We start from the raw sequence: 21,201 nt of genomic DNA, 5'->3' as shown, positions 1-21,201 counted from the left end.
ACGGCGCGTGCGCCGGTCGGCATGACCTCCGGTCGTGGGCGGTGCAGGCCGATCCCGGTATGCTCGCGCCGGCTCCGCCCTCTCCTTCCACGACGCCGCACCCATGACCGCCTCCCGTTCCCCGCGCCTGTTCCTGTCCCTGTCCCTATTCGGCTTGCTCGCTGCATGCGGCGGCGAGCCCAAGCCGGCGCCGCCGGCGCCCGTGGTGACCGGCCTGGCGCCGGCCGCGGCGGCCAAGCCGCTGCGCATCGGCATCGCCCTGGGCGGCGGCGCGGCCAAGGGCTTCGCCCATATCGGCGTGATCAAGATGCTGCAGGCCAACGGCCTGGAGCCGGTGGTGGTGTCCGGCACCAGCGCCGGCAGCGTGGTCGGCGCGCTGTACGCCAGCGGCATGGATGCGTTCCAGATGCAGCAGGCCGCGGTGGCGCTGGACGAAAGCAGCATTCGCGACATGCGCCTGTTCTCCGGTGGCCTGGTGCAGGGCCAGGCATTGCAGGACTACGTCAACGCCCAGCTCAAGGGCAAGCCGATCGAGAAGCTCGCCAAGCCCTTCGCCGCGGTGTCCACGCGCCTGGAGGACGGCGAGCGCACCGTGTTCGTGCGCGGCAACGCCGGCCAGGCGGTGCGCGCCTCCAGCAGCATTCCCGGGGTGTTCGAACCGGTGGCCATCGGCAAGTTCCATTACGTGGACGGCGGCGTGGTCAGCCCGGTGCCGGTGGACGCCGCGCGCCAGCTCGGCGCCGATTTCGTGGTCGCGGTGGACATCTCCAGCAAGGCCACCGGCAAGAACCCGGGCAGCATGCTCGGCACCGTCAATCAGTCGATCGCGATCATGGGCCAGCGCCTGGGCCAGCAGGAACTGGCGCGCGCGGACATCGTGATCCGGCCCAAGGTCAACGACATCGGCGCGGCCGACTTCGCCCAGCGCAATGCCGCCATCCTGGAAGGCGAGAAGGCCGCGCTGGCGGCGATGCCGCAGATCAAGGCCAAACTGGCGCAGTTGCAGCAACAGCGCGCGGCCGCCGCCGCCGCCGCGACCAAGGCCGCGCAACCGGCGCCGCCGCCGTGCGAGCCGCGGTCGCGCCTGGGCCGCCTGCTGGGCCGCGACGATCCGTGCAAGAAGCAGGAGTGAGGTGCGGCGCACGGCCGGGCGCGGAAATCGGGTGCGCCGGTCGTTGCGACGATCTCGTCATCCATTGGAAGCTGACCAGGCAACAACGCTGACAGCGGCGCGTCAGGACGCGCACCAGATCGCTCAGATGCGCAGTGCCGCCGCGCCCTGACGTTGCGTTTCCTGCTGCGATTCCTGCAGCTGCGCGGCTTGCTGGCGTGTCGCCTGCTGCTGCGTCTGCGCCAGCGCCTGTTCCCGATCGAATGTGGCCAGCCGCTCGAACGACACCGCCACCGGCGTGCGCACCGCGTCCTCGGTCGGCATCTGCGCACGCAGATGCGCCGGATCCTTCGGATCGCCCTGCACTACGAACATCAGTTCCCCCGCCTGCGCAGTACGTCCACGTTCGCTCAACAACACGTGGTCGACCTGCGTCAGACCGCTGCGCGCGGCCAGATCAGTCGCACTGGCCGCCATGCATGCGCTGGCCGCGTCAGGGCTGCGCCCAAGCCGCCGATCCAGCGCATGCGTGCCGGCCACACACTGTTGATGCAACGCGTGCCGTGGATGGTCTGGCTGGCTGGGATCGGTCTCGCGCGCCGCCAGTGGCTCGGCGTTCGTGGGCCGCATCGGATCGGTTTCGGCCAAGGTCTGCGGGCTGCGCAGGACGGGCTGATGCCTGTATGGATCGTCCGGATGGAACTGCTGCCGTAGCTGTTGCCGCTGCAGGCGCAGTTCGCGCGTGTCGTCGAGTTCGCGAATTTGCTGGGGATCGCGCACGGGGTGCCTGCCGATCAGCCCGTCGCTGTTGGTTTCGGCGCTCCACCTTCGGTTCTGTCGATCGTAGATGAAGGAAAGGTCGCGGATTCCGATCCTATCTGGATCGGCACTCGATAGCGCTAGGTCGGCACCAATCCGCGCAACGCCCATTCCCCATAGATAGGCGCGCCCATCGAGTTGCGCGTCATCGTGGTCCTTGATGCCCTTGATGGTGTCTCCCAGGCGCTTGAGTCCCATCTCAGAGTTGTCGAGCATGGACGACCAGACCTTCTCGGCCGCAGCCTCGCCGCCATGACGACGTGCGGCGTCGAGCAATTTTCGCGGTGTCCAGCCGTCGGGATCGATGCCATATTTCTGGAAGGTGGCGTCGTGGACGGCTTCGACGTCCTTGACCGGGAGGTTGAGCGCCAGATCGGGGCGATGCGCTTTCTTTTGATAGATCTCACGCTGCTCGAAGTCAGACCTCATCAAGTCGATCCCAAAACCATGCCATTGGCGCTCGCTCATGCGGACACCATCCTCACGAGCCTGTCGATCCGCGAACACGTTGGCGGTAGCGCCTGGCGCGTTGTCGTTGCGAACTACGCCCAGCGCCAGCAAGCCGTAGCCGTCGTTGCCTTGTTTGTGCGCCAGATAGTTCCAGTAGAGCTCCCGGTTTCCATCTTGCGCATAGGATTTGAGGATTTCGATATCCTTTTCATCAAGCCCCGCCATCAGAAATACTCCTTATTCTGAGTCATTTGCACTCAACTACCTCGGCCTTTCCACCATGAACTTCCTTAGATCATCACGCGCGGCTGTTTCAATCTTTCGCCAATCGGGTAATGCGAAGCGGACGTAACGGATTTCCACCAGGACTTTCAACTCTTTCAGAACGAACAGATGACTGCACTGTGGCAACGGTTCACCACGGCTGCGCACCAGTTTTCCGTCGCGGAACTCGACACCGGACGGGGTCACTTCGTGGGAGGTGCATTTGATGAGCGTGCTGACCTGTCCCTTGTCGTCCCGCGCCACATACCAGTCTTTTTGGCTAGCCACATTGAAAATGCTGGTCGGCTCATCCGAATGCGATTCGTCGTAACCTTTCTTACGATAGTAAGCGGAGAACTTCTCCATATCAGCATAATAGGGCGTCAGCCCATGGATTTCCTTGCCGCGGATTCTGCCTTCAAGACGTTCTGCTGGGTCGCCATTCTCGTTGGAACTCGGCTCATACAAGACGTCACCTAGATTCGCGCGATCCAGATAGTGGTAACCGATATCGACCGTCCGCGTCGACACATCCAGGCTCAGATGCGTGCGCTCGCCTGGTGCGAACGGCTGCAGCGACGGGTATTCCAGATACAGGCCGAAGCTGTCGTCGAAGTTCGGCCCCATCTGGTCGCCGAAGTAGTTGGCCGGGATGCGCAGCTTGTATGGGCCCAGGCATGCCTCCATCAGCGGCGGCGGTGTCTGGAACGGGTCCTGCGGACCGAGATGGCGCTTCCTAACGCAGCCTTGCGCATTGGTGGAGGTGGCGGCGGACGTATCGGCGGAGCCGGGCTGCGCGCATCCCGCCAGCGGCAGGATGCTGGTCAGCAACCACAAGCAAGCCAGGCGCCGGGCAGGTTTCATGCACATCCTCCGATGATGTCCGCGGCAGTATAAGCGGATGCCCGTGCCCGGCCGGAGACCCCATGGAAACGCGGCGCCGCAGCGTCGGCCACGCCCGCGGCAGGCCTCCTTGCCCGCCGCGCGACACGTCTCAGTACCGCCAGCGCAGGGTGAAGCTCACGAAGCGCGGTTCGCCGTAGTTCTGGTAGTCGAGGTTGGCCCAGTATTTCTTGTCCAGCGCATTGCGCACCGCCAGCGTCGCGGTCCACTGCTCGCTGAGCTGGTAGTTCGCGTTGAAGTGCAGCAGCGCGTACGCGTCCTGCACCACGGTGACCGGCGCCGTGCTGCCGCTGCCGTCGCCGAGCGGACGCGGGATGTTGTAGCCGCGCACCGCGCTCTGCCAGCTGAGCCCGCCACCGAGGCTCAGCCGCTGCCACGCGCCCGGCAGGCGCCATTGGGTGGACAGTTGCAGGTAGTCCTCGGGCAGGTTGGCGTAGATCGCGTCGGTCGGCGCGCGGGTGACCCTGGCGTGGGTGTAGCCGGCGTTGAGCGTCCAGCCCGGGCGCAGTTCGCCGTTGAATTCCAGCTCCCAGCCGCGGCTCTTGGTGCCGTCGACGCCGATGTAGGCCGAACCGCCGTCGGGCAGCGAGGCCTCGGGCTGGCTCATGTCGCGCACCGCGTAGTTGTCCTGCCGCGCCTCGAACGCCGCCGCGCTGAGCAGCGCGCGGCCGCCGAACAGCGAGGCCTTGATCCCGGCTTCCAGGTTGGAGCCCTCCACCGGCGCCAGCAGGTTGTTGTCCTTGTCCTTGTAGTTCTGCGGATTGAAGATCTCGGTGTAGCTCGCGTAGGCGGAGATGTCCGCGCTGAGGTCGTAGACCAGGCCGACGTAGGGCGTGACTTCGTCGCTGACGTCGTAGCGGCCGCTGGTGCCGGTGTAGGCGCCGCTGGCGTTGTAGCTGCGCGTGCGCGTTTCCCACGAACTCAGCCGCGCGCCGGCGATCAGCGACAGCGGCTCGGCCAGGCGCAGGCGCGTGGACGCATAGACGCCGCGCTGGGTGGTGCGCGCCACCCGCGAGGCGCCGGTGCGCGCGTAGCGGATCTCGGAGATGTTGCCGTCCCAGTCGTGCACGTTGGGAATGAAGTAGCAGCGCTCGCGCCCGCACGTGGCCCAGTCGCCGGGATAGCGCAACGCCAGCGTGGCGGTGGTCGATTGCAGGTCCTGCCAACTGCCGCCGAACACCAGGTCGTGGTCGCGCCCGAACAAGGGGAACGATCCGGACAGATAGACATCCACGCCATCGCGCGTGTCGGCGGCTTCGCCGGCGGCGGCGCGCAGGTAGATGCCGCTGCCGTCGCGCGGGTCCGGATAGCCGCTGCCGTACACGCGCAGGTTGCGCACGTCGCCCTCGGTGCGCGCGACGTTGACCTTCAGCAGCCAGCGCTCGCCGAAACGCTGCTCCAGGTTGGCGAAGGTGGTGTGGGTGTCGCGCTTCCAGTACGCCCATTTCGGCGCCAGATTGGTCGAACTCGGCAGGTCGGCGAAGGACCCGTCGGCGGCGAAGTACGGCACCGTGCCCCAGGTGGAGCCGACCGGATCGTTGTCCTGGCGCTGGTAGCCGACGGTGACGGTGGTGGACTCGGTCAGGTCGCCTTCCAGCACCGCCATGCCCGACATCTTCTGTTCGCTGTAGTGATCGTAGTAGTAGTCGCGGTCCTGCCAGGCGGCGACGAAACGGCTGCGGAAGCGGCCGTCGGCGCTGAGCGGCGCGGTCACGTCGGCCTGGGTGCGGCGGAAGTCCCAGCTGCCCGCCGTGGCCGCGAACGACGCGTCGAAGCGCTTGCCCGGGCGCTTGCGCAGCATGTTGACCGTGGCCGACGGAATTCCCGCGCCGCTGAGCAGGCCGTTGGCGCCGCGGATCACCTCGACGCGGTCGTAGAAGACCATGTCGTATTCCTGGTTGGTGGAACCGCTGTAGGTCGGCAGGCCGTCGACCTGGAAATCGGTGATCTGGAAGCCGCGCGCGAAATACAGCGGACGTTGGGTGTCGTAGAAGGACACGTTGACGCCGGTGACGTTGCGCATCACGTCGTTGACGCTGAACAGCGATTCCTCCTCCAGCCGTTGCAGGCCCAGCACGCTGACCGATTGCGGCGTCTCCTGCAGCGTCAGCGGCAGGCGCGTGGTGGTCGAGGGCTGCGCGCGCGACGGGCTGCCGTCGACCTGCACCTTGTCCAGGGTGGTGGGCGCGACGTCGGCGGCAGCGTCGGCCGCGACGCCATACGGGGCGATCGCGGCAGAGAGGATGGACGACAGGGCAAGCGGCAGCAGGCGTGGGGCGGGAAGCGTCATGGGCATCGGGTAGTTGGGCGCCGCGGCGGTGGCCGGGCGTGGGGAGAAAAAGACACGCGCAGGCCCACTCCACGGCGCGGCTATCCGGCATGGCTGGCCACGGAGGGCTGGCGGGGATCGGCGGGGGGCGGACGGCTGCGGCGGCTGTCGCGAGAACGTAAATGTAAATCGTTATCAAAAATTGAACAAGCGAGACGCGGGGGTCCGGGCGCCCCGCGACTGCGCTTCGACATCGCCCGCCGGCCCTCCACGCCGGCGCGGAGGCGGCTGTCGCCGTCACCGATCGGACGCTAGACTCGCGGCGGTCATCACACGAGCGACGATCCGCGATGCGTGCCCACGCGCTCCTCCTGTTGCCGATCGCCCTGGCCGGTGGCTGCACCCAGGCCGCACCAGGCGGCGCCACACCCACGCCGACACCGCCGGCGGCAACCGCCGCCGCGCCGCCGCAAGCGCCTGCACCTGCACCTGCACCTGCATCTGCGCCAACCGCCACCGCGCAGGCGCCGGCCATCGTCCAGTCCTTCCGCAAGGACATGGCCTACAGCGAACTGCGTGCGCAGCTCCTGCAAGCCGGCTGGCTACCGCTGCGCGACCCCAAGTGCTGGGACAACATCGGCGGCGACGCGGAGGTGTGCTATCTCCTCCCGGAGGTCGACAGTTGCAGCGCAGATGGCTACTGCAGCATGCGCTTCGCCAACCGCGCGCTCGGCCTGCTGGCCCGCATCACCACCTACGGTCCCTACGATGCGCACAACGGCACCGCACTGAAGGCGCGCTCCCTGGACGTCCAGGCGCCGCCGCGCGCGGCGCCGGCGACGACCTGCCCGGCGCAGGACTTCGCCCAGTTCCTGCAGCGCTTCGCCGCGGATACGGCACTCCAGCCCAGGTTCACCGCGCCGTTGGTCAAGGTGATGGAACTGCGCTCCGATGGCGACAGCGACCAGGAGCAGCCGGTGTACGTGCGCGGCCCGGACTATCGCGATTTCGACCTGCGCTACCAGGGCGGCGCGTTCCATTTCGTCGGCCGCGACGGGCAGGTGGACGCGACGCCGCTGCCCGTGCGGATCACGCAACCCGACGCGGGCACGCGCCTGGTGCGCTACGACATGAACATGTCGGAAGGCAATTCCTTCCTTTTCGAGCGGCGCGACGGATGCTGGTACCTCAGCGAGGATCCGGAAGCGCCCGGGCCCTGAACGGCGAACGGCACGCCTGCGAGGCGCTTGCCCGGATCAACCGCCCGCCGCGCCGCCTCAGCCGCGCGGCAGCGGCAAGCCGGCGAAGTCCTTGACCGTGCGCAGCACGAAGCTGGAATTGACGTCGGCGACGCCGGCGGCGTTGAGCAGCTTGTCCAGCAGGAACGCGGAGAAATGCGCCAGGTCGCGCACGTAGACGTGCAGCAGGTAGTCCATGTCGCCGGTCAGCGCGTGGCAGGCCACCACTTCGTCCCAGCCCTGCACGCTCTCGGCGAAATGGGCGATGCCGCTCTGCCCATGCTTCTCCAGTTGCACGCGCACGAACGCCTGCAGCCCCAGGCCGATCGCCGACGGCGCCAGCCGCGCCGCATAGCCGGCGACCACGCCCTCGGCCTCCAGCCGCTGCACGCGGCGCAGGCAGGCCGACGGCGACAGGTTCACCTGCGCGGCCAGTTCGGCGTTGCTGGCCCGGCCCTGCCGCTGCAGCAGGGCCAGCAGGCGCAGGTCGGTGCGGTCGAACACGGCCGAGTCGGTCATTTATTGCTCTGCAGCATGGTTTCGTTGCAACAATCTTGCGCGCAGCCGCTATGGACGCGCAACTTTGCAAGCCCGTTGCGCGGCCTGACGCCTACCATCACAGGCATTACTCCCGGAGCTGCCGCCCATGGACACCGCACCGCGCCGCGTCGAACACCAGCAGACCGACAAGGGCTACGTGCCGGTCTACACCACCGCCGTGGTCGCCCAGCCCTGGGACAGCTACAGCGCCGACGACCACGCCACCTGGGGCACGCTCTATCAGCGCCAGCGCGAGCTTCTGGTCGGCCGCGCCTGCGACGAATTCCTGCAGGCGCAGGACGCGATGGGCATGAGCCCGCAGGCGATCCCGCGCTTCGATCAGCTCAACGAGGTGCTCGGCGCGACGACCGGCTGGACCCTGGTCGGCGTCGAGGGCCTGCTGCCGGAACTGGATTTCTTCGACCACCTGGCCAACCGCCGCTTCCCGGTGACGTGGTGGATCCGCCGCCCCGAGCAGATCGACTACATCGCCGAGCCGGACCTGTTCCACGACCTGTTCGGCCACGTGCCGCTGCTGATGAACCCGCTGTTCGCCGACTACATGCAGGCCTACGGCCGCGGCGGGGTGAAGGCGCATGCGATCGGCCCGGAGGCGCTGCAGAACCTCACCCGCCTGTACTGGTACACGGTGGAGTTCGGCCTGATCGACACCAAGGACGGCCTGCGCATCTACGGCGCCGGCATCGTTTCCTCCAAGGGCGAATCGCTGTATTCGCTGGAGTCGGCCGCGCCCAACCGGATCGGCTTCGACCTGACGCGGATCATGCGCACCCGCTACCGCATCGATACCTACCAGAAGACCTACTTCGTCATCGACAGCTTCGAGCAGCTGATGCAGGCCACCGCGCCGGACTTCACGCCGCTCTATGCGCAGCTGAGCCGCGAGCAGCCCATCGCCGCCGGCGAGGTGCAGGCGCAGGACCGCGTATTCCAGCGCGGCAGCGGCGAGGGCTGGAGCCGCGACGGCGACGTGTGACGATCGGGGGTATGGTCGCTGGATCGGCGCGCTGCGGCGCACCTTGGAGCATGCGATGACGCGATGGATGCTGTTGCTGGCATTGGCGGTGGCCGCACCGGCGTGGTCGACCTCGATCGTGCCGATGCCGCTGGATGCCTTGCTGGCCAAGACCGACCACGTGCTGCTTGCCACGGTCACCGCCGTAGACATGGTCGACGCACAGGGCAAGCCGGTGACCGATCCGCAGGCGCGGACCGGCCCCGGTGGTCCGAATCTGATCCGCTACCACCTGCAGGTGGATCGGGTGGTGACCTCCACCTCTGCCAAGGTACCGGCCACGCTGGTGGTTCCCGAGTGGCAGATGTGGCACTACAGCCTGGGACAGATGCAGCGCGCCATGACCCATACCCATTACGTCTTTCTGCTGCACGGGCCCACCTTCCAGCCGGCCGACAGCGCCCAGTTCCGCTATCGTGCGGACACGCAGGAGGCGCAGCGCGTGTTGAACGAGAGCCGCTAGCCGCCGCGGGCGGCCGAAACGCCACCTGCGCATGGAGCGTGCCGGTGCCACCGGCTGCCGTGCTCGCCGAGGCGATCACGGCCTGCGCGCCGGGCACAGGTGCAGGTTTCAGCGAACGGCTGCAGCACCGGGCGGTTGGCGGATGGCGCCGCGGCAATGCGCGCGTTGGCAGCCGGCGCGCCGCTGGCGCCGTTTCATGCGCCTCGCGTGCACCCTGCGTCCGCAGTCCGGCCGTTCACGGCCGCTTGCGCGCCCGGGCAGGCGCGGCCGGGACAGCGACCGCCGCCCGGCTCCTCTCCACCATCGCCACGATGAGGACGAACAGTTCCTGCTGCGCGTCTTCGGCGCTGACCTCGCCAGCGGCGGCGGCATAGGACAACGCATCGGCGGCACCGAGCATCGCGCGCAGCGCGGCCGGCGCGATCGTGTGGCCCCGCGCGAACGGCCCCAGTACGCTGCGGCACTTGTCCAGGAACGCGACCTCCCAATCGCGCTTGACCTTCTCCAACGCGGGGGAGCCGACCAGCGCCGCGGCGACGCCCGGAAGCTCGCGCCCCTGCGTCATCACGCAACCGACGTAGGACGATGCGATCACCCTCGCGCGGCTGGCCAGGGTCGGTTCGCTGGCGGCCAGTGCGGCGTCCAGCAGGGCGCTCTGGCGCGCGTCGTACTCCAGATACAGCGCCGCGAGCAGGCCTTCCCGCGACTGGAAGTGGTCGTACACCACGGGCTTGGTGACGCCGGCCTGCTCGGCCAGCCGCCCCAGCGTCAGCGCATCGGTTCCCTCGTCGCGCACCAGCCGCCAGGCGACGTCCAGCAACTGCCGATGGCGGTCTTCGCGCGCCAGCCGGGGGCGGGCCGGTCGAGGGGGCGCGGATGGCGCAGAGTCAGTTGACATCTACATATACCAAAAGTAGGTTACTAAAAGTATATTACCACATCCGTCGCCTTGCCCTCCCAGGAATCCCGATGCGCGCACTCATCGTCGTCTCCCATCCCGAACCGGGCTCGCTCACCCACGGCATCGCCCAGCGCGTCGGCCAGGGCATCGCCTCCGCCGGGCATGGCTTCGACGTCGCGGACCTGGCGGCGGAGGGGTTCGATCCACGCTTCACCGCCGCCGACCTCGCGGTGCACCGCACCCAGGCATCGCCGCCGGCCGACGTGCTCGACGAGCAGGCCAGGATCGACCGCCACCAGGCGCTGCTGCTGGTGTATCCGGTCTACTGGTGGTCCATGCCGGGCCTGATGAAGGGATGGATCGACCGGGTGTTCAGCAATGGCTGGGCCTTCGACTTCAGCGCCCAGGGCGGATTGGTGAAGAAGCTGCGGCATCTGCAGGTGCACCTGCTCGGCGTCGCCGGCGCGGATGCCCCGACCTATGCCCGGCATGGCTATGCCGAGGCGATGAAGACGCAGATCGACCATGGCATCTTCGACTACTGCGGCGCGCGGGTGCTGTCGTCGACGCTGCTGGCGGACTCCGAAGTGCAGGACCCCGCAACGCACCTGGAAACCGCACAGGCCATCGGCCGCACGCTGTTCCCGATCTCCGCCGAGCGCGAGGCGGCGATGGCGGAATGAGATGGCGGAATGAATGGCCCCCGCCAGCACGTCGCGTCGCGTCGGGAAGCTTGGCCGCGGCGAGCGGTGCACGCCGTTAGGCGATCGCCGCCGCCGTCTGTCGTTCAGTGGGCGCCAGCGGGCGTTGCGACCGGATACGCCAGCAGCAGCACCAGATCGTCTTCGCCCACCTGCTGCAACGCATGCGTGCTGCCCGGCCGCGTCAGCAACGCGTGGCCGGGGCCGACGGCGTACTGCCGGCCGTCCAGCGCGTACAGGCCGCGGCCGCTGACGATGTAGTAGATCTCGTCCTTGTCGTGCAGATGCAGGCCGATGCCGGCGCCCTTGTGCAACACGCGCTTGCGCAGCACGAAGGCCAGGCCGGGGGCGTCGGCGAAGAACGGATAGGCGGTGGTGTCGCCGGATCCGCCATGCGGGCCGGGTTGGGTGCGGGCCAGGTCGCCTTCCTGCACCACCCGCGATGCCGCCGGCATCGGTTGCGCGGCCGGCGCCGGCGCCGCAGCCGCCACGCGGTCAGCCGGCATCCCGCAGTCGATGTCGCGGCGCAGCTGGGCCTTCAATGCCGGCTGCAAGGCCGCCCAGTCGCGCACCACCAGGCACGCTACCGCGGCCGCGCCGGCGTGGCTGAAATGGGTGCCGTCGGCCTTGCCCTGTTCCGGCACGAACAGGAAGTACGGCTTGGCGGCCCGTTCGCCCAGCGCGCGAATCCAGGCGCTGCTGCTGGCATTGAGATCGATCAACGCCACCTGCTGCTCGGCGGCCAGGCGCCGTACCGCCTGGGTGTACAGCCCGTGGGTGTCGAGCAAGGAGCCGAAGTCGTACAGCAGGCGCGCGGCGGGCGTGAGCAGGATCGGCGTGGCGCCCTTGTCGCGGGCCAGCGCCACGTAGCGCGAAAGGTACTGCGGATAGGCCTGCTGCGGATCGTCGTAGCGGTTCGGGTCTTCGACCTTGGCGTCGTTGTGCCCGAATTGGATCAGCAGCACGTCGCCGAGCCGCAGCTCCTTGGCGATCGCGTCGAGGCGGCCCTCGGCGATGAAGCTGCGCGCGCTGCGTCCACCCTTGGCGTGGTTGCGCACCTGCCAGGCGGCCGGATCCAGATAGCTCTGCAGGGCCTGGCCCCAGCCGGCCTGCGGCGCGCGCCCGGGACCGTATTCGGCCGCGGTGGAGTCGCCGGCGATGAACACGCGCTGCGGTGCGGCGCAGGCGATCCCGATGCAGAGCAGCCACAACGTTACGGACACGAACAGGCGCATGGTGGACTCCGTTGCGCGGCGTCCGCGCTTGCGCCGCCGCTTCCTTCGTGGCGATCGCGGCGAGGCGATAGGGACGCGGTGCAGATTGGTCGAACCATTCGGCCCTCACCCCAACCCCTCTCCCGCGGGAGAGGGGCTTGATGCGATCAGGCCGCGGCGGCTTCCGGCTTGCCCAGCACGCCGGCGACGAAGGCGCGCAGCTCCGCGTCCTGCGCGTTGGCGAAGAAGCACTGCTGGAAACGCTCGCCGCCGACCGCCTGCTTGACCAGCTCCGGATCCAGCGCGCGCAGGCCGTCCAGGTAGGACTTGGCCAGGGCCTGCTTGACCTGGGTCAGGATGCCGGCATTGGCCTGCTGCGATTCGCGGCGCTCGGCCGGATAGCCCATGCCGCGCTCGCCGCCGAAGGCCTTCTCGAAGATGTAGCGCACGTTGATTTCCGCGCCCCAGCCGTAGCCCTTGGCGAAGGCCAGCGCCAGCGCGTTGCCGTTGTTGACCTGGGCGAACAGGTAGGCGTCGGTGGGTTCGATGCAGTAGCCGCAGAACACGCCCGGGTGCGCGTTGAGCGACATCATCGCGCCCTGCCCGGTGCCGCAGCCGGCCACCACGAAATCCACCGCCTTGGCATTGAGCAGCAGGCCGGCGCAGATGCCCAGGTGGATGTAGGTCAGGCGATGGTCGTTGTCGCCGTCCATGCCGACGTTGAACACGCTGTGGCCCTGCGCGGCGGCGACGTCGTTGAGCTGCTGCAGGATCACCGGGTTCTTGGCGGCCTGACTGAACTCATTCATTAGTGCGATTTTCATGGGGGTCCTTTGGTGGGGGATTGGTTTGGTTAGGAGAGGTCGGCGGTGGTCGTACCCTCATCCGCCCTTCGGGCACCTTCTCCCGAAGGGAGAAGGAACGGCGTCAGCGGGCGAGCCAGCCGCCGTCGACGGGGATCACGGTGCCGTTGACGTAGTCCGAGGCGCTGCTGGCCAGGAACACGGCGGTGCCGCCCAGGTCCTCCGGCACGCCCCAGCGCCCGGCCGGGATGCGGTCCAGGATCGACTGGTTGCGGGCCGCGTCGGCACGCAGCTGCGCGGTGTTGTCGGTGGCCATGTAGCCCGGAGCGATGGCGTTGATGTTGACGCCCTTGGCGCCCCACTCGTTGGCCAGCAGGCGGGTGATGCCGGCGATGCCGGACTTGCTGGCGGTGTACGAGGGCACGCGGATGCCGCCCTGGAACGACAGCATCGAGGCGATGTTGATGATCTTGCCGCGGCCCTGGGCGATGAAGTGGCGGCCGGCGGCCTGGGCCATGAAGAACGCGGACTTGATGTTGACGTTCATGACGTCATCCCAGTCCTGCTCGCTGAAATCGACCGCGTCGGCGCGGCGGATCAGCCCGGCGTTGTTGACCAGGATGTCGAGGCGGCCGAGCCCGGCCAGGGTCTCGTCGAGGATGCGCTGCACCGGCTCGATGCTGATCAGGTTGGCCTCGATGGCGACGAAGCGGCGGCCCAGCGCGGTGACCTTTTGCTCGGTCTCGGTCGGCGCCTGGATGCCGGCGGCGGCGATGTCGGCGCCGGCCTGCGCCAGCGCCAACGCGATGCCCTGGCCCAGGCCGGTGTTGGCGCCGGTGACCAGCGCGACCTTGCCTTCGAGACTGAACGGATTCGTCATTGCGGATGCTCCCTGAGGGTGATGCGGATGCGATGGAACGGCGCGGCGCCGGTGGCGCGCACGCCTACTTGAGCTGGCAGATGTCCAGCACGTGCATGTCGGTGTAGTCGAGGTTCTCGCCGCCCATCGCCCAGATGAAGGCGTAGTTGCTGGTGCCGGCGCCCATGTGGATCGACCACGGCGGCGACACCACGGCTTCCTGGTTCTGCACCACGAGATGGCGCTGCGCGTCGGGCTCGCCCATGAAGTGATAGACGCGGTCGTTGGCGCCGAGGTCGAAGTAGAAATAGACCTCGCTGCGGCGGTCGTGCAGATGCGGCGGCATGGTGTTCCACACGCTGCCCGGCTTGAGCACGGTCAGGCCCAGCAGCAACTGCGAGGACTGGCAGGTGGCCGGCACGATGTACTGGTAGATGGTGCGCTCGTTGCTGGTCTCCAGCGCGCCACGATCCAGCGCCACGGCGTCCTTGATCGAGAGCTGCCGGGTTTCGAAACGCGCATGCGCCGGGGTCGAGGCCAAGTAGAACCGGGCCGGGGTGGCCGCGTCGTCGGAGGCGAAGCTCACCTCGCTGCTGCCCATCGCCACGTACAGGCCGTCCTTCGGACCCAGTGCGTAGGCGGTCCCGTCCACGGTGACCGTGCCGGCGCCGGCGCCGACGTTGATCACGCCGAGCTCGCGCCGCTCCAGGAACGGGTGGCCGGCGGCCGACGCGGGTTCGGTCTGCACGGGCAGTTTCAGGGTCTTGCCCACGGGCGCCGCGCCGCCGAGCACGAAGCGCTCGTAGTGGGTGTACTTGAGGGTGACCGCGTCGTCCACGAACAGGCCGTCGAGCAGGTACAGCTCGCGCAACTGGTCGTTGCTGGCGCCCTTGATCGCGTCGGGATGGGTGGCGTAGTGGGTCTTGCAGTACAGGGACATGGGGATCTCCGGAGCAAGCAGGGCTTGCCGCAGCCCGCAGGAGCGACATTCTAGCCACTCTGGTTAACCGGTGTCATTGCGCAGTGCACGAAATGAGGTGCAACCGTGCACGCAGCTCTTCCTTCTCCCATCGGGAGAAGGTGCCCCGCAGGGGCGGTTGAGGGTACGGGCACAGCCTCGTGTGCCCAAACTCCGCGCGTCGCTTTCGCGCCGGACCCTCACCCCAACCCCTCTCCCGATGGGAGAGGGGCTCGGCTCTTCCTTCTCCCGTCGGGAGAAGGTGCCCCGCAGGGGCGGATGAGGGGACGGGCGCAGCCTCGTGTGCCCAAACTCCGCGCGTCGCTTTCGCGCCGGACCCTCACCCCAACCCCTCTCCCGGCGGGAGAGGGGCTTCAATCCTCCGGCGGCTGGCAGGAGTCGCGCACGATCAGGTGCGGGCGCACGCTGGCGATCGCCAGCGCCGGGGTGCCTTCGGGCTGGATCAGCATCGCCGCGGCGGTGCGTCCGGTGTCGCGGGTGTGGCGGCGCACCGAGGTCAGCGACGGCCACAGGCGCGAGGCCAGCGGGCTGTCGTCGTAGCCGATGATCGACAGTTGCCGCGGGATGTTGATGTTGGCGCGCAGCGCGACCTTGTACACGCCGGCCGCCATCTCGTCGTTGCCGGTGAAGATCGCACTCGGGCGGCGCTTGCCCAGCAGCAGCTTCTCGGCCGCGGCCACGCCGGATTCGAAGGTGTAGCCGGCCTCGACGATGCGCTCCGGCGGCAGTTCGATGCCGCGCCGGGTCAGCGCATCGATGAAGCCCGCGGTGCGCTCGTGCGCGGAGCGGTAGGCGCTGGGGCCGGTGATCAGGGCGATGTCGCGGTGGCCCAGCGATAGCAGGTAGTCGGCGGCCTCGGCGGCGCCGTCGCGGTCGTGGGTGACCACCATCTGCGAGGTGGCGTCCAGCGGCAGCGAGGCGATGCGGGTGTAGCGCACGCCGATGCCGGCGAGCATGTCCGCCAGCGCCTGGTCCTCGGAGGCGCGCGGCACCAGGATCACCCCGTGCAGCTTCTGCTGCTGCACGAAGCGGCGCACGCCCTCGATGTAGCCGGGACTGCGGCTGTCGCAGGGATGCACCACCAGTTCGAAGCTGGAGCCGCGCAGCGCGTCCAGCGCGCCGTACTGCATGTCCACGATGTACTGCGCGGTGGGGTTGTCGTAGACCATGCCGATCAGGAACGAGCGGCGGAACGCCAGTCCGCGCGCCAGCGGGTCCGGCGCGTAGCCGACCTCGCGCATCAGCGCCTCGACCTTCTCGCGGGTGTCCTTGCGCACCAACGGCGAGTTGTTGATGATCCGCGACACCGTCTTCTTCGACACCCCGGACAAACGCGCGATGTCGTTGATCGTCGCCGCCTTGCCATGGACGGACGCGTGGACATCGGACGGGGTGGGTTTGCTCGGCGCCATGGACGGAAGACCGGACGGAAGAGCTCGGATTCTACCGGTAGTCATGTTCACTCCACGCGCGATGGCGGAATTGGCGGAAATCGACGCCGCCGGCGCACGACGCCGGCGACGCGGCGATGGCTCACCCGCGCAGCGCGCGCGGCAGCCACAGCGACAGTTCCGGGAAGAACGCCACGATCAGCAGCACGCACAGCGCCGCCAGCCAGAACGGCCAGATCGTGCGCATGCTCTGGGCCACGGTGATCTGCCCGATCGAGGTGCCGATGAACAGCACCGAGCCCACCGGCGGGGTGATCAGGCCGATGCCGCCGGCCAGCACCATCACCAACCCGAAGTGGATCGGGTCGATGCCGTAGGCCTTGGCCACCGGCAGGAAGATCGGCGTGCAGATCAGGATCTTCGGCGCCAGGTCCATGAACATGCCCAGCAGCAGCAGCATCACCACGATCATCAGCAGCACGGTGTGCTGGCTGTGGGCGATGGACTGCAGCAGGTGCACCGCCGCCGCCGGCACCTGCAGGTAGGCCAGCAGCCAGCCGAACACCGCCGCGGTGGCGATCACGAACAGGATCACCCCGGTGGTGCGCGCGGCATGCGTCACCGCGGCGAAGAACTCGGCCCAGCGCAGTTGCCGGTACAGCAGCGCGGTGACCAGCAGCGCGTACACCACCGCGATCGCCGCGCTCTCCACCGCCGTGAAGATGCCGGCGCGGATGCCGACGAAGATCAGCGCCACCAGGCCCAGGCCCGGCAGCGCGCCGATCAGGCGCAGCGCCACCGCGCGCCAGCCTGGGAACGCCTCGGTGCCGTAGCCGCGCGAACGCGCCACCGCATAGCCGGTGATCATCATCGCCGCGGTCATCAGCAGCGCCGGCACGATGCCGGCCGCGAACAGGTCCGCGATCGACAGGCCGCCGCCGGCCGCGGCCGAGAACAGGATCAGGTTGTGCGAGGGCGGCACCAGCAGCGCCACCAGCGCCGCGGTCATGCTGACGTTGACCGCGTAGTCGCGGTCGTAGCCGCGCTTGATCATCTGCGGAATCATCGTGCCGCCGACCGCCGAGACGTCGGCGATGGCCGAACCGGACACACCGCCGAAGAACAGCGAGGACAGCACGCTGACCTGGCCCAGGCCGCCGCGCATGCGCCCGACCAGCGACGACGCCAGCGCGATCAGGCGTTCGGAGATGCCGCCGCGCAGCATCAGTTCGCCGGCGAAGATGAACAGCGGAATGGCGATCAGCGACGCCGAGCCGCTGCCGGCGGAGATCTGCTGCACCAGCACGATCGCCGGCAGGTCCAGGTACAGGATCGTCGCCAGCGCAGCGGCGCCCAGCGCATACGCCACCGGCACGCCGATCAACAGCAACAGCACGAACAGCCCGAGCAGGAGTGCGATGGCCATGTCAGTTCACTCCTTCGGCAGTGGCCGGGCGCAGGACCTGCCACGCCTGGTACAGCGCGAACACGCTCATCAGCGCGCCGCCGATCGCCAGCGGCAGGTAGTTGATGCTCTGCGGCAACTGCGCGCCGGCCATCTTGATGTCCAGCCCGTCCAGCAGCAGCACGCCGCTCCACCAGGCGATGACCGCGCCGATGGCGACGATCAGCAGCGGACGCAGCAGGTCGATGCCGCGGCGCAGGTGCGCGTGCAGCTTCTCGGCCAGCAGGAAGAAGCCGAAATGACGCCGGGTGTGCACGCCGGCGGCGGCGCCCAGGCTCATCGCGGTGCTCAGCAACAGCAGCGTCACCGGCTCGGTCCAGCTCGGCGAATCGTTGAGCACGTAGCGGGTGAACACCTGCCAGCCCTGCACCACCACCAGCCCGAGCAGGGCGGCGGCGGCGATGCCGATGGCGAGGTGGGCGATCCGGTCCAGCAGCCGCTGCAGCGGCGCCACCGGGACGGCGAGGGCGGGGTCGGTCATGGGGATGGCCTCAGGCGAAATCGCGGATGCGGCGGTACAGGGTTTCGATCTCCGGCTGCCGCCGGTACTCGGCCAGCAGCGGCGCGGCGGCCTTGCGGAAGGCGGGCATGTCCACGGTGTTGAGCTCCACCCCGTAGTCGATCACGTCCTGCCGGGCCTTGGCCTCGGAGGTGTCCCACAGCTGGCGCATCACCGCCACCGATTGCCGCGCGCTCTCCACCACCAGCGCGCGGTCGCCCGGCGACAGCGCCTGGAAGCTGCGCCGCGACATCACCAGCACGTCCGGCGCATAGGAATGTTCGCTCTGCGACCAGTAGCGGGCGGCCTCGAAGTGGCGGCTGGACTGGAAGCTGCGCATGTTGTTCTCGGCGCCGTCGATCATGTGCGTCTCCATCGCCGAGAAGGTCTCGCCCAGCGACATCGGCGTCGGGTTGGCGCCGAGCATGCGCATCAGCTTGAGGAAGATGTCCGAGGACGCCACGCGCAGCTTGAGCCCGTGCAGGTCCTTGGGCTCGTGCAGCGGGTGCTTGGTGTTGTAGAAGCAGCGCGCGCCGGAATCGTAGATCGCCAGGCCGACCAGGCCGCGCTGCTCGAAGCTGGCCAGGATGCTGTCGCCGACGTGGCCGTCGATCGCGCGGCGCAGGTGCGCCACCGAGTCGAACACATACGGCAGGCACAGCGCCTGGGTCAGCGGGAAGGTGTTGTTCAGCGCGCCGGAGTACACGCGGGTGATGTCGATGGCGCCGAAGCGGGCCATGTCGATCGCCTCGGCTTCGCGGCCGAGCTGGCCGGAGTGGTACTGGCGCAGCTTCAGGCGTCCGCCGGTCTGTCGCTCCAGGGTCTGGCCGAACCAGCGCACCGCCTCCACGGTGGGGTAGTCGGCCACGTGCACGTCGGTGGCGGTGAGCAGCCGGCCGCCGCCGCCGGCCTGCGCCAGCGCGCCCAGCGGCGCGGCGGCGGCGGCGGCCAGGCCTGCGCCCAGGAAACCTCTACGAGTGATCATGCTGCGCCCTCCCGCGCGTTGGTCGGCGTGCCGCGGCTCAGGCCGCGACCGCCCTGCACTGCAATTCGCCGTAGCCCTCGAAACGGATCGTGGCGTGCTGGCCGATGGCGATGTCGTGGATGCCGGTGGCATTGCCGGTGGCGATCAGGTCGCCGCGCTTGAGCGGCCGGCCGCGCCGCGCCGACCGCGCCAGCGCGAACGCGAACGCCGCGCGCAACCCGCCCGGCAGCAGCGTGGCACCGCCGGCGCCGACGCGCTGGCCCTCGATCCAGGTTTCCGCCAGCAGCGCCGCTTCGTCCAGCGTGGTCCAGTCGGCGACCTCCGGCCCCAGCAGCAGGCCGTTGTTGTTGCCGAAGTCGGAGATCACCACGCGCGGCCCCAACTGGTTGATCGTGGCCAGCGGGCTGCTGGCCACTTCCACGCCGATGAACAGGGTGGACGGCACCTGCGCGGCCTGTTCGGGGGTCCAGTGCAGCTGATCGGCCGGCACGTCCGCATCCAGGCGCATCACGTACTCCGCCTCGACCGCGCCGAAGCCGCCGGCGAAGACCGGGATGTCGGTTGTTCCACCGGTAGCATCCCAGAGGTTGCGCGCGAAGATCGGGCCGAGCAGGCGTTCGTCGCCGGAATGGTCGCGGCGTTCGGCGGCGATGTAGCCGACCTTCCAGCCGACCACCCGGTCCGGCCACTGCTCGATCGCCAGGTCCTGCACGCGATAGGCGGTCTCCAGGTCGTCGGGAATGGTGCCGGGGAACGCAGGCAGCGCAGCGCCCTGTTGGCGGGCCTGGACGAAGCGGGCCGCGATGTCGGCCAACGCGGACGGTGGCGTATCCGAAGGGCCGGAATGAGTGCTCAAGGGCATCTCCGCAAGAGTGGGATCGGGGGATTGCTGCATCGCGCATCGACAGCGCATTGCGCAGTTGTATATGGTAAACCGGTGTCATTGGCAATGTGCGGTGCGGCAAAAAGCCGGGATTGGGCATTCGGGATGGGGGATTCGCGCAAGCGCTGTGACCTCCCCCGTTCTGCGTACCCATCGCTTGCGCGGTGCCGTGCGAGCGGATTAGCTGCACATCCTTGACCTGGGAGGGCGACGGATGCGGAACACGACGACAACGGGACGCAGCGGCATTGCGGATGCGGCCGACGGCAGCATCGACGACGGCGGCCGGCAGGGCCGGGCCTGGCGCCAGCGCCGGCTCGGCGTGCTGGGCGCGTTGCTGGCACTGGCGCTTGGCCTTGCCGGTCCCGCGCTGGCAGCCGATCACCCGAGCAGCGAAACCGCCGCCGAGCAGGCGGCGCGCATCCCGCTGTGGCCAGGCCCTGCCCCCGGTGCCGCGCCAGGCCCGGAGCAGGCGCGCATCGTCGAGCGCAGCGACGATCCGGCGCTGCCCGACCGCAGCATCAGCGGCCGCTACCAACCCTATCTGGTGGTGTACCGGCCGAAGACGCCGAACGGCAGCGCCCTGCTGGTCGCGCCCGGCGGCGGCTATGCGCGCATCGTGCTGGACAAGGAAGGCACCGCCCTGCTGCCGATCTTCGCCGAACAGGCCGGCATCACCCTGTTCGTGCTGCGCTATCGCTTGCCCGACGCCGAGGCCGCCGGCGCGGACGCGGCGGCGCAGCGCGACCTGCCGCTGGCCGACGCGCAGCGCGCGCTGCGGCTGATCCGCGCACGCGCCGCCGACTACGGCGTGGACCCGCACCGCGTCGGCGCGATCGGCTTCTCCGCCGGCGGGCATGTCGCCGCCAGCCTCGGCACCCGCTACGACGAGCGCGTCTACCCGGCGCGCGACGCGATCGACCGGCTCAGCGCGCGGCCCGACTTCCTGCTGCTGCTGTATCCGGTCATCGACATGGGCAGCGGGACCGCCGCGCACACCGGCTCGCGCCTGCGCCTGCTCGGCAAACACCCCGATGCCGCCACGATGACCGCCTATTCGCTGCAGAACCGCGTGACCGCGGCGATGCCGCCGACCTTCCTGGTGCATGCGCAGGACGACCGCGTGGTGCCGGTGGAGAACAGCCTGCTGTTCTACGCGGCGCTGCGCCAGGCCGGGGTGCCGGCGGAACTGCATCTGTTCGCGCATGGCGGCCACGGCTTCGGCACGCGCGGGATCGGCGGGCTGCCGCTGGCGGCCTGGCCGTCGCTGGCGCTGGCCTGGATGCGCAGCGTGCAGGGCGGGGCGGACGCGCTGGCACCGATCCCACCGATCGCCCCTGCGCGCTAACCGCCGCGATGCCGCACGCCACAGGCCGCACCCGATGAGCGGACACGCGCATGTGGATCCCTCCCGGCCGCACCGCGTAC

General features: G+C 69.0%; 20 protein-coding genes. 6 read left to right on the top strand and 14 right to left on the bottom strand.

Annotated features, from left to right (window positions below; all coding sequences use genetic code 11):
• Positions 1 to 103: 103 nt before the first annotated feature.
• A complete protein-coding gene (locus AB3X07_RS00625; RefSeq protein ID WP_369941819.1) occupies positions 104 to 1,132 on the top strand; it encodes a patatin-like phospholipase family protein in 1,029 nt (342 codons plus the stop codon).
• Between the two features lie 123 nt (positions 1,133 to 1,255).
• Here the strand turns inward: AB3X07_RS00625 and AB3X07_RS00620 are convergent, their stop codons facing one another.
• The 3 genes from AB3X07_RS00620 to AB3X07_RS00610 all read right to left on the bottom strand — a co-directional run bounded on the left by AB3X07_RS00620 (position 1,256) and on the right by AB3X07_RS00610 (position 5,837).
• A complete protein-coding gene (locus AB3X07_RS00620; RefSeq protein WP_369941817.1) occupies positions 1,256 to 2,605 on the bottom strand; it encodes an XVIPCD domain-containing protein in 1,350 nt (449 codons plus the stop codon).
• A gap of 36 nt (positions 2,606 to 2,641) precedes the next feature.
• Positions 2,642 to 3,508 carry a hypothetical protein gene (locus AB3X07_RS00615; RefSeq protein ID WP_369941815.1) on the bottom strand — a complete coding sequence of 289 codons (867 nt, stop codon included), beginning with the start codon at positions 3,506 to 3,508 and terminating at the stop codon, positions 2,642 to 2,644.
• Positions 3,509 to 3,638: 130 nt separating this feature from the next.
• Positions 3,639 to 5,837 carry a TonB-dependent siderophore receptor gene (locus tag AB3X07_RS00610; protein WP_369941814.1) on the bottom strand — a complete coding sequence of 733 codons (2,199 nt, stop codon included), beginning with the start codon at positions 5,835 to 5,837 and terminating at the stop codon, positions 3,639 to 3,641.
• A gap of 329 nt (positions 5,838 to 6,166) precedes the next feature.
• Between AB3X07_RS00610 and AB3X07_RS00605 the strand changes: the two genes are divergently transcribed.
• Positions 6,167 to 7,036: a hypothetical protein gene (locus AB3X07_RS00605; RefSeq protein ID WP_369941812.1), complete on the top strand. Its 870-nt coding sequence runs from the start codon at positions 6,167 to 6,169 to the stop codon at positions 7,034 to 7,036.
• A gap of 57 nt (positions 7,037 to 7,093) precedes the next feature.
• Here AB3X07_RS00605 and AB3X07_RS00600 read toward each other — a convergent pair whose 3' ends face one another.
• The gene (locus AB3X07_RS00600) at positions 7,094 to 7,573 is read right to left on the bottom strand and encodes an Lrp/AsnC family transcriptional regulator (RefSeq protein ID WP_369941810.1); all 480 of its coding nucleotides are present in this window, start codon (positions 7,571 to 7,573) and stop codon (positions 7,094 to 7,096) included.
• A 127-nt stretch (positions 7,574 to 7,700) separates the two neighbouring features.
• Here AB3X07_RS00600 and phhA point away from each other — a divergent pair, with 127 nt between their 5' ends.
• On the top strand, positions 7,701 to 8,591 hold the full coding sequence (gene phhA, locus AB3X07_RS00595; RefSeq protein WP_369941808.1) for a phenylalanine 4-monooxygenase: 891 nt from the start codon (positions 7,701 to 7,703) through the stop codon (positions 8,589 to 8,591).
• Between the two features lie 55 nt (positions 8,592 to 8,646).
• On the top strand, positions 8,647 to 9,093 hold the full coding sequence (locus AB3X07_RS00590; RefSeq protein WP_369941807.1) for a hypothetical protein: 447 nt from the start codon (positions 8,647 to 8,649) through the stop codon (positions 9,091 to 9,093).
• 235 nt (positions 9,094 to 9,328) lie between these two features.
• On the opposite strand, the gene AB3X07_RS00585 is transcribed toward AB3X07_RS00590, so the two are convergent.
• Entirely contained in the window at positions 9,329 to 9,991 is a 663-nt protein-coding gene (locus AB3X07_RS00585; RefSeq protein ID WP_369941805.1) for a TetR/AcrR family transcriptional regulator, read from the bottom strand.
• Positions 9,992 to 10,062: 71 nt separating this feature from the next.
• Here AB3X07_RS00585 and AB3X07_RS00580 point away from each other — a divergent pair, with 71 nt between their 5' ends.
• Positions 10,063 to 10,677 carry an NAD(P)H-dependent oxidoreductase gene (locus AB3X07_RS00580; protein WP_369941803.1) on the top strand — a complete coding sequence of 205 codons (615 nt, stop codon included), beginning with the start codon at positions 10,063 to 10,065 and terminating at the stop codon, positions 10,675 to 10,677.
• A gap of 104 nt (positions 10,678 to 10,781) precedes the next feature.
• Here the strand turns inward: AB3X07_RS00580 and AB3X07_RS00575 are convergent, their stop codons facing one another.
• From AB3X07_RS00575 to AB3X07_RS00535, 9 genes are all read right to left on the bottom strand, one after another.
• The gene (locus AB3X07_RS00575; protein ID WP_369941801.1) at positions 10,782 to 11,930 is read right to left on the bottom strand and encodes a GDSL-type esterase/lipase family protein; all 1,149 of its coding nucleotides are present in this window, start codon (positions 11,928 to 11,930) and stop codon (positions 10,782 to 10,784) included.
• A 146-nt stretch (positions 11,931 to 12,076) separates the two neighbouring features.
• Entirely contained in the window at positions 12,077 to 12,733 is a 657-nt protein-coding gene (locus tag AB3X07_RS00570; RefSeq protein ID WP_369941799.1) for an RpiB/LacA/LacB family sugar-phosphate isomerase, read from the bottom strand.
• A gap of 103 nt (positions 12,734 to 12,836) precedes the next feature.
• A complete protein-coding gene (gene kduD / locus AB3X07_RS00565; RefSeq protein WP_369941797.1) occupies positions 12,837 to 13,592 on the bottom strand; it encodes a 2-dehydro-3-deoxy-D-gluconate 5-dehydrogenase KduD in 756 nt (251 codons plus the stop codon).
• Between the two features lie 64 nt (positions 13,593 to 13,656).
• Positions 13,657 to 14,511: a 5-dehydro-4-deoxy-D-glucuronate isomerase gene (gene kduI, locus AB3X07_RS00560; RefSeq protein WP_369941796.1), complete on the bottom strand. Its 855-nt coding sequence runs from the start codon at positions 14,509 to 14,511 to the stop codon at positions 13,657 to 13,659.
• A gap of 392 nt (positions 14,512 to 14,903) precedes the next feature.
• Positions 14,904 to 15,962, bottom strand: coding sequence for a LacI family DNA-binding transcriptional regulator (locus tag AB3X07_RS00555; RefSeq protein WP_369941794.1), 1,059 nt, complete (start codon positions 15,960 to 15,962; stop codon positions 14,904 to 14,906).
• Positions 15,963 to 16,083: 121 nt separating this feature from the next.
• On the bottom strand, positions 16,084 to 17,367 hold the full coding sequence (locus AB3X07_RS00550) for a TRAP transporter large permease (protein WP_369941791.1): 1,284 nt from the start codon (positions 17,365 to 17,367) through the stop codon (positions 16,084 to 16,086).
• 1 nt (position 17,368) lies between these two features.
• Positions 17,369 to 17,887, bottom strand: a complete 519-nt coding sequence (locus AB3X07_RS00545; RefSeq protein ID WP_369941788.1) for a TRAP transporter small permease — start codon at positions 17,885 to 17,887, stop codon at positions 17,369 to 17,371.
• A 10-nt stretch (positions 17,888 to 17,897) separates the two neighbouring features.
• Complete coding sequence (locus AB3X07_RS00540; RefSeq protein ID WP_369941786.1) at positions 17,898 to 18,890, bottom strand: TRAP transporter substrate-binding protein; 993 nt, start codon at positions 18,888 to 18,890, stop codon at positions 17,898 to 17,900.
• Positions 18,891 to 18,927: 37 nt separating this feature from the next.
• Positions 18,928 to 19,752 (bottom strand): 2-keto-4-pentenoate hydratase, encoded by an 825-nt coding sequence (locus AB3X07_RS00535; RefSeq protein ID WP_369941784.1) that lies wholly within the window; start codon positions 19,750 to 19,752, stop codon positions 18,928 to 18,930.
• Positions 19,753 to 19,987: 235 nt separating this feature from the next.
• On the opposite strand from AB3X07_RS00535, the gene AB3X07_RS00530 reads away from it, so the two are divergent.
• Positions 19,988 to 21,121 (top strand): alpha/beta hydrolase, encoded by a 1,134-nt coding sequence (locus tag AB3X07_RS00530; protein WP_369941782.1) that lies wholly within the window; start codon positions 19,988 to 19,990, stop codon positions 21,119 to 21,121.
• Positions 21,122 to 21,201: the final 80 nt, after the last annotated feature.

The sequence above is a fragment of the Xanthomonas sp. DAR 35659 genome, assembly GCF_041242975.1.
GTDB classification, from domain to species: Bacteria; Pseudomonadota; Gammaproteobacteria; order Xanthomonadales; family Xanthomonadaceae; genus Xanthomonas_A; species Xanthomonas_A medicagonis.
Note: the sequence above shows the minus strand (reverse complement) of the source record. Positions and strands in the feature narration are given on the sequence as shown.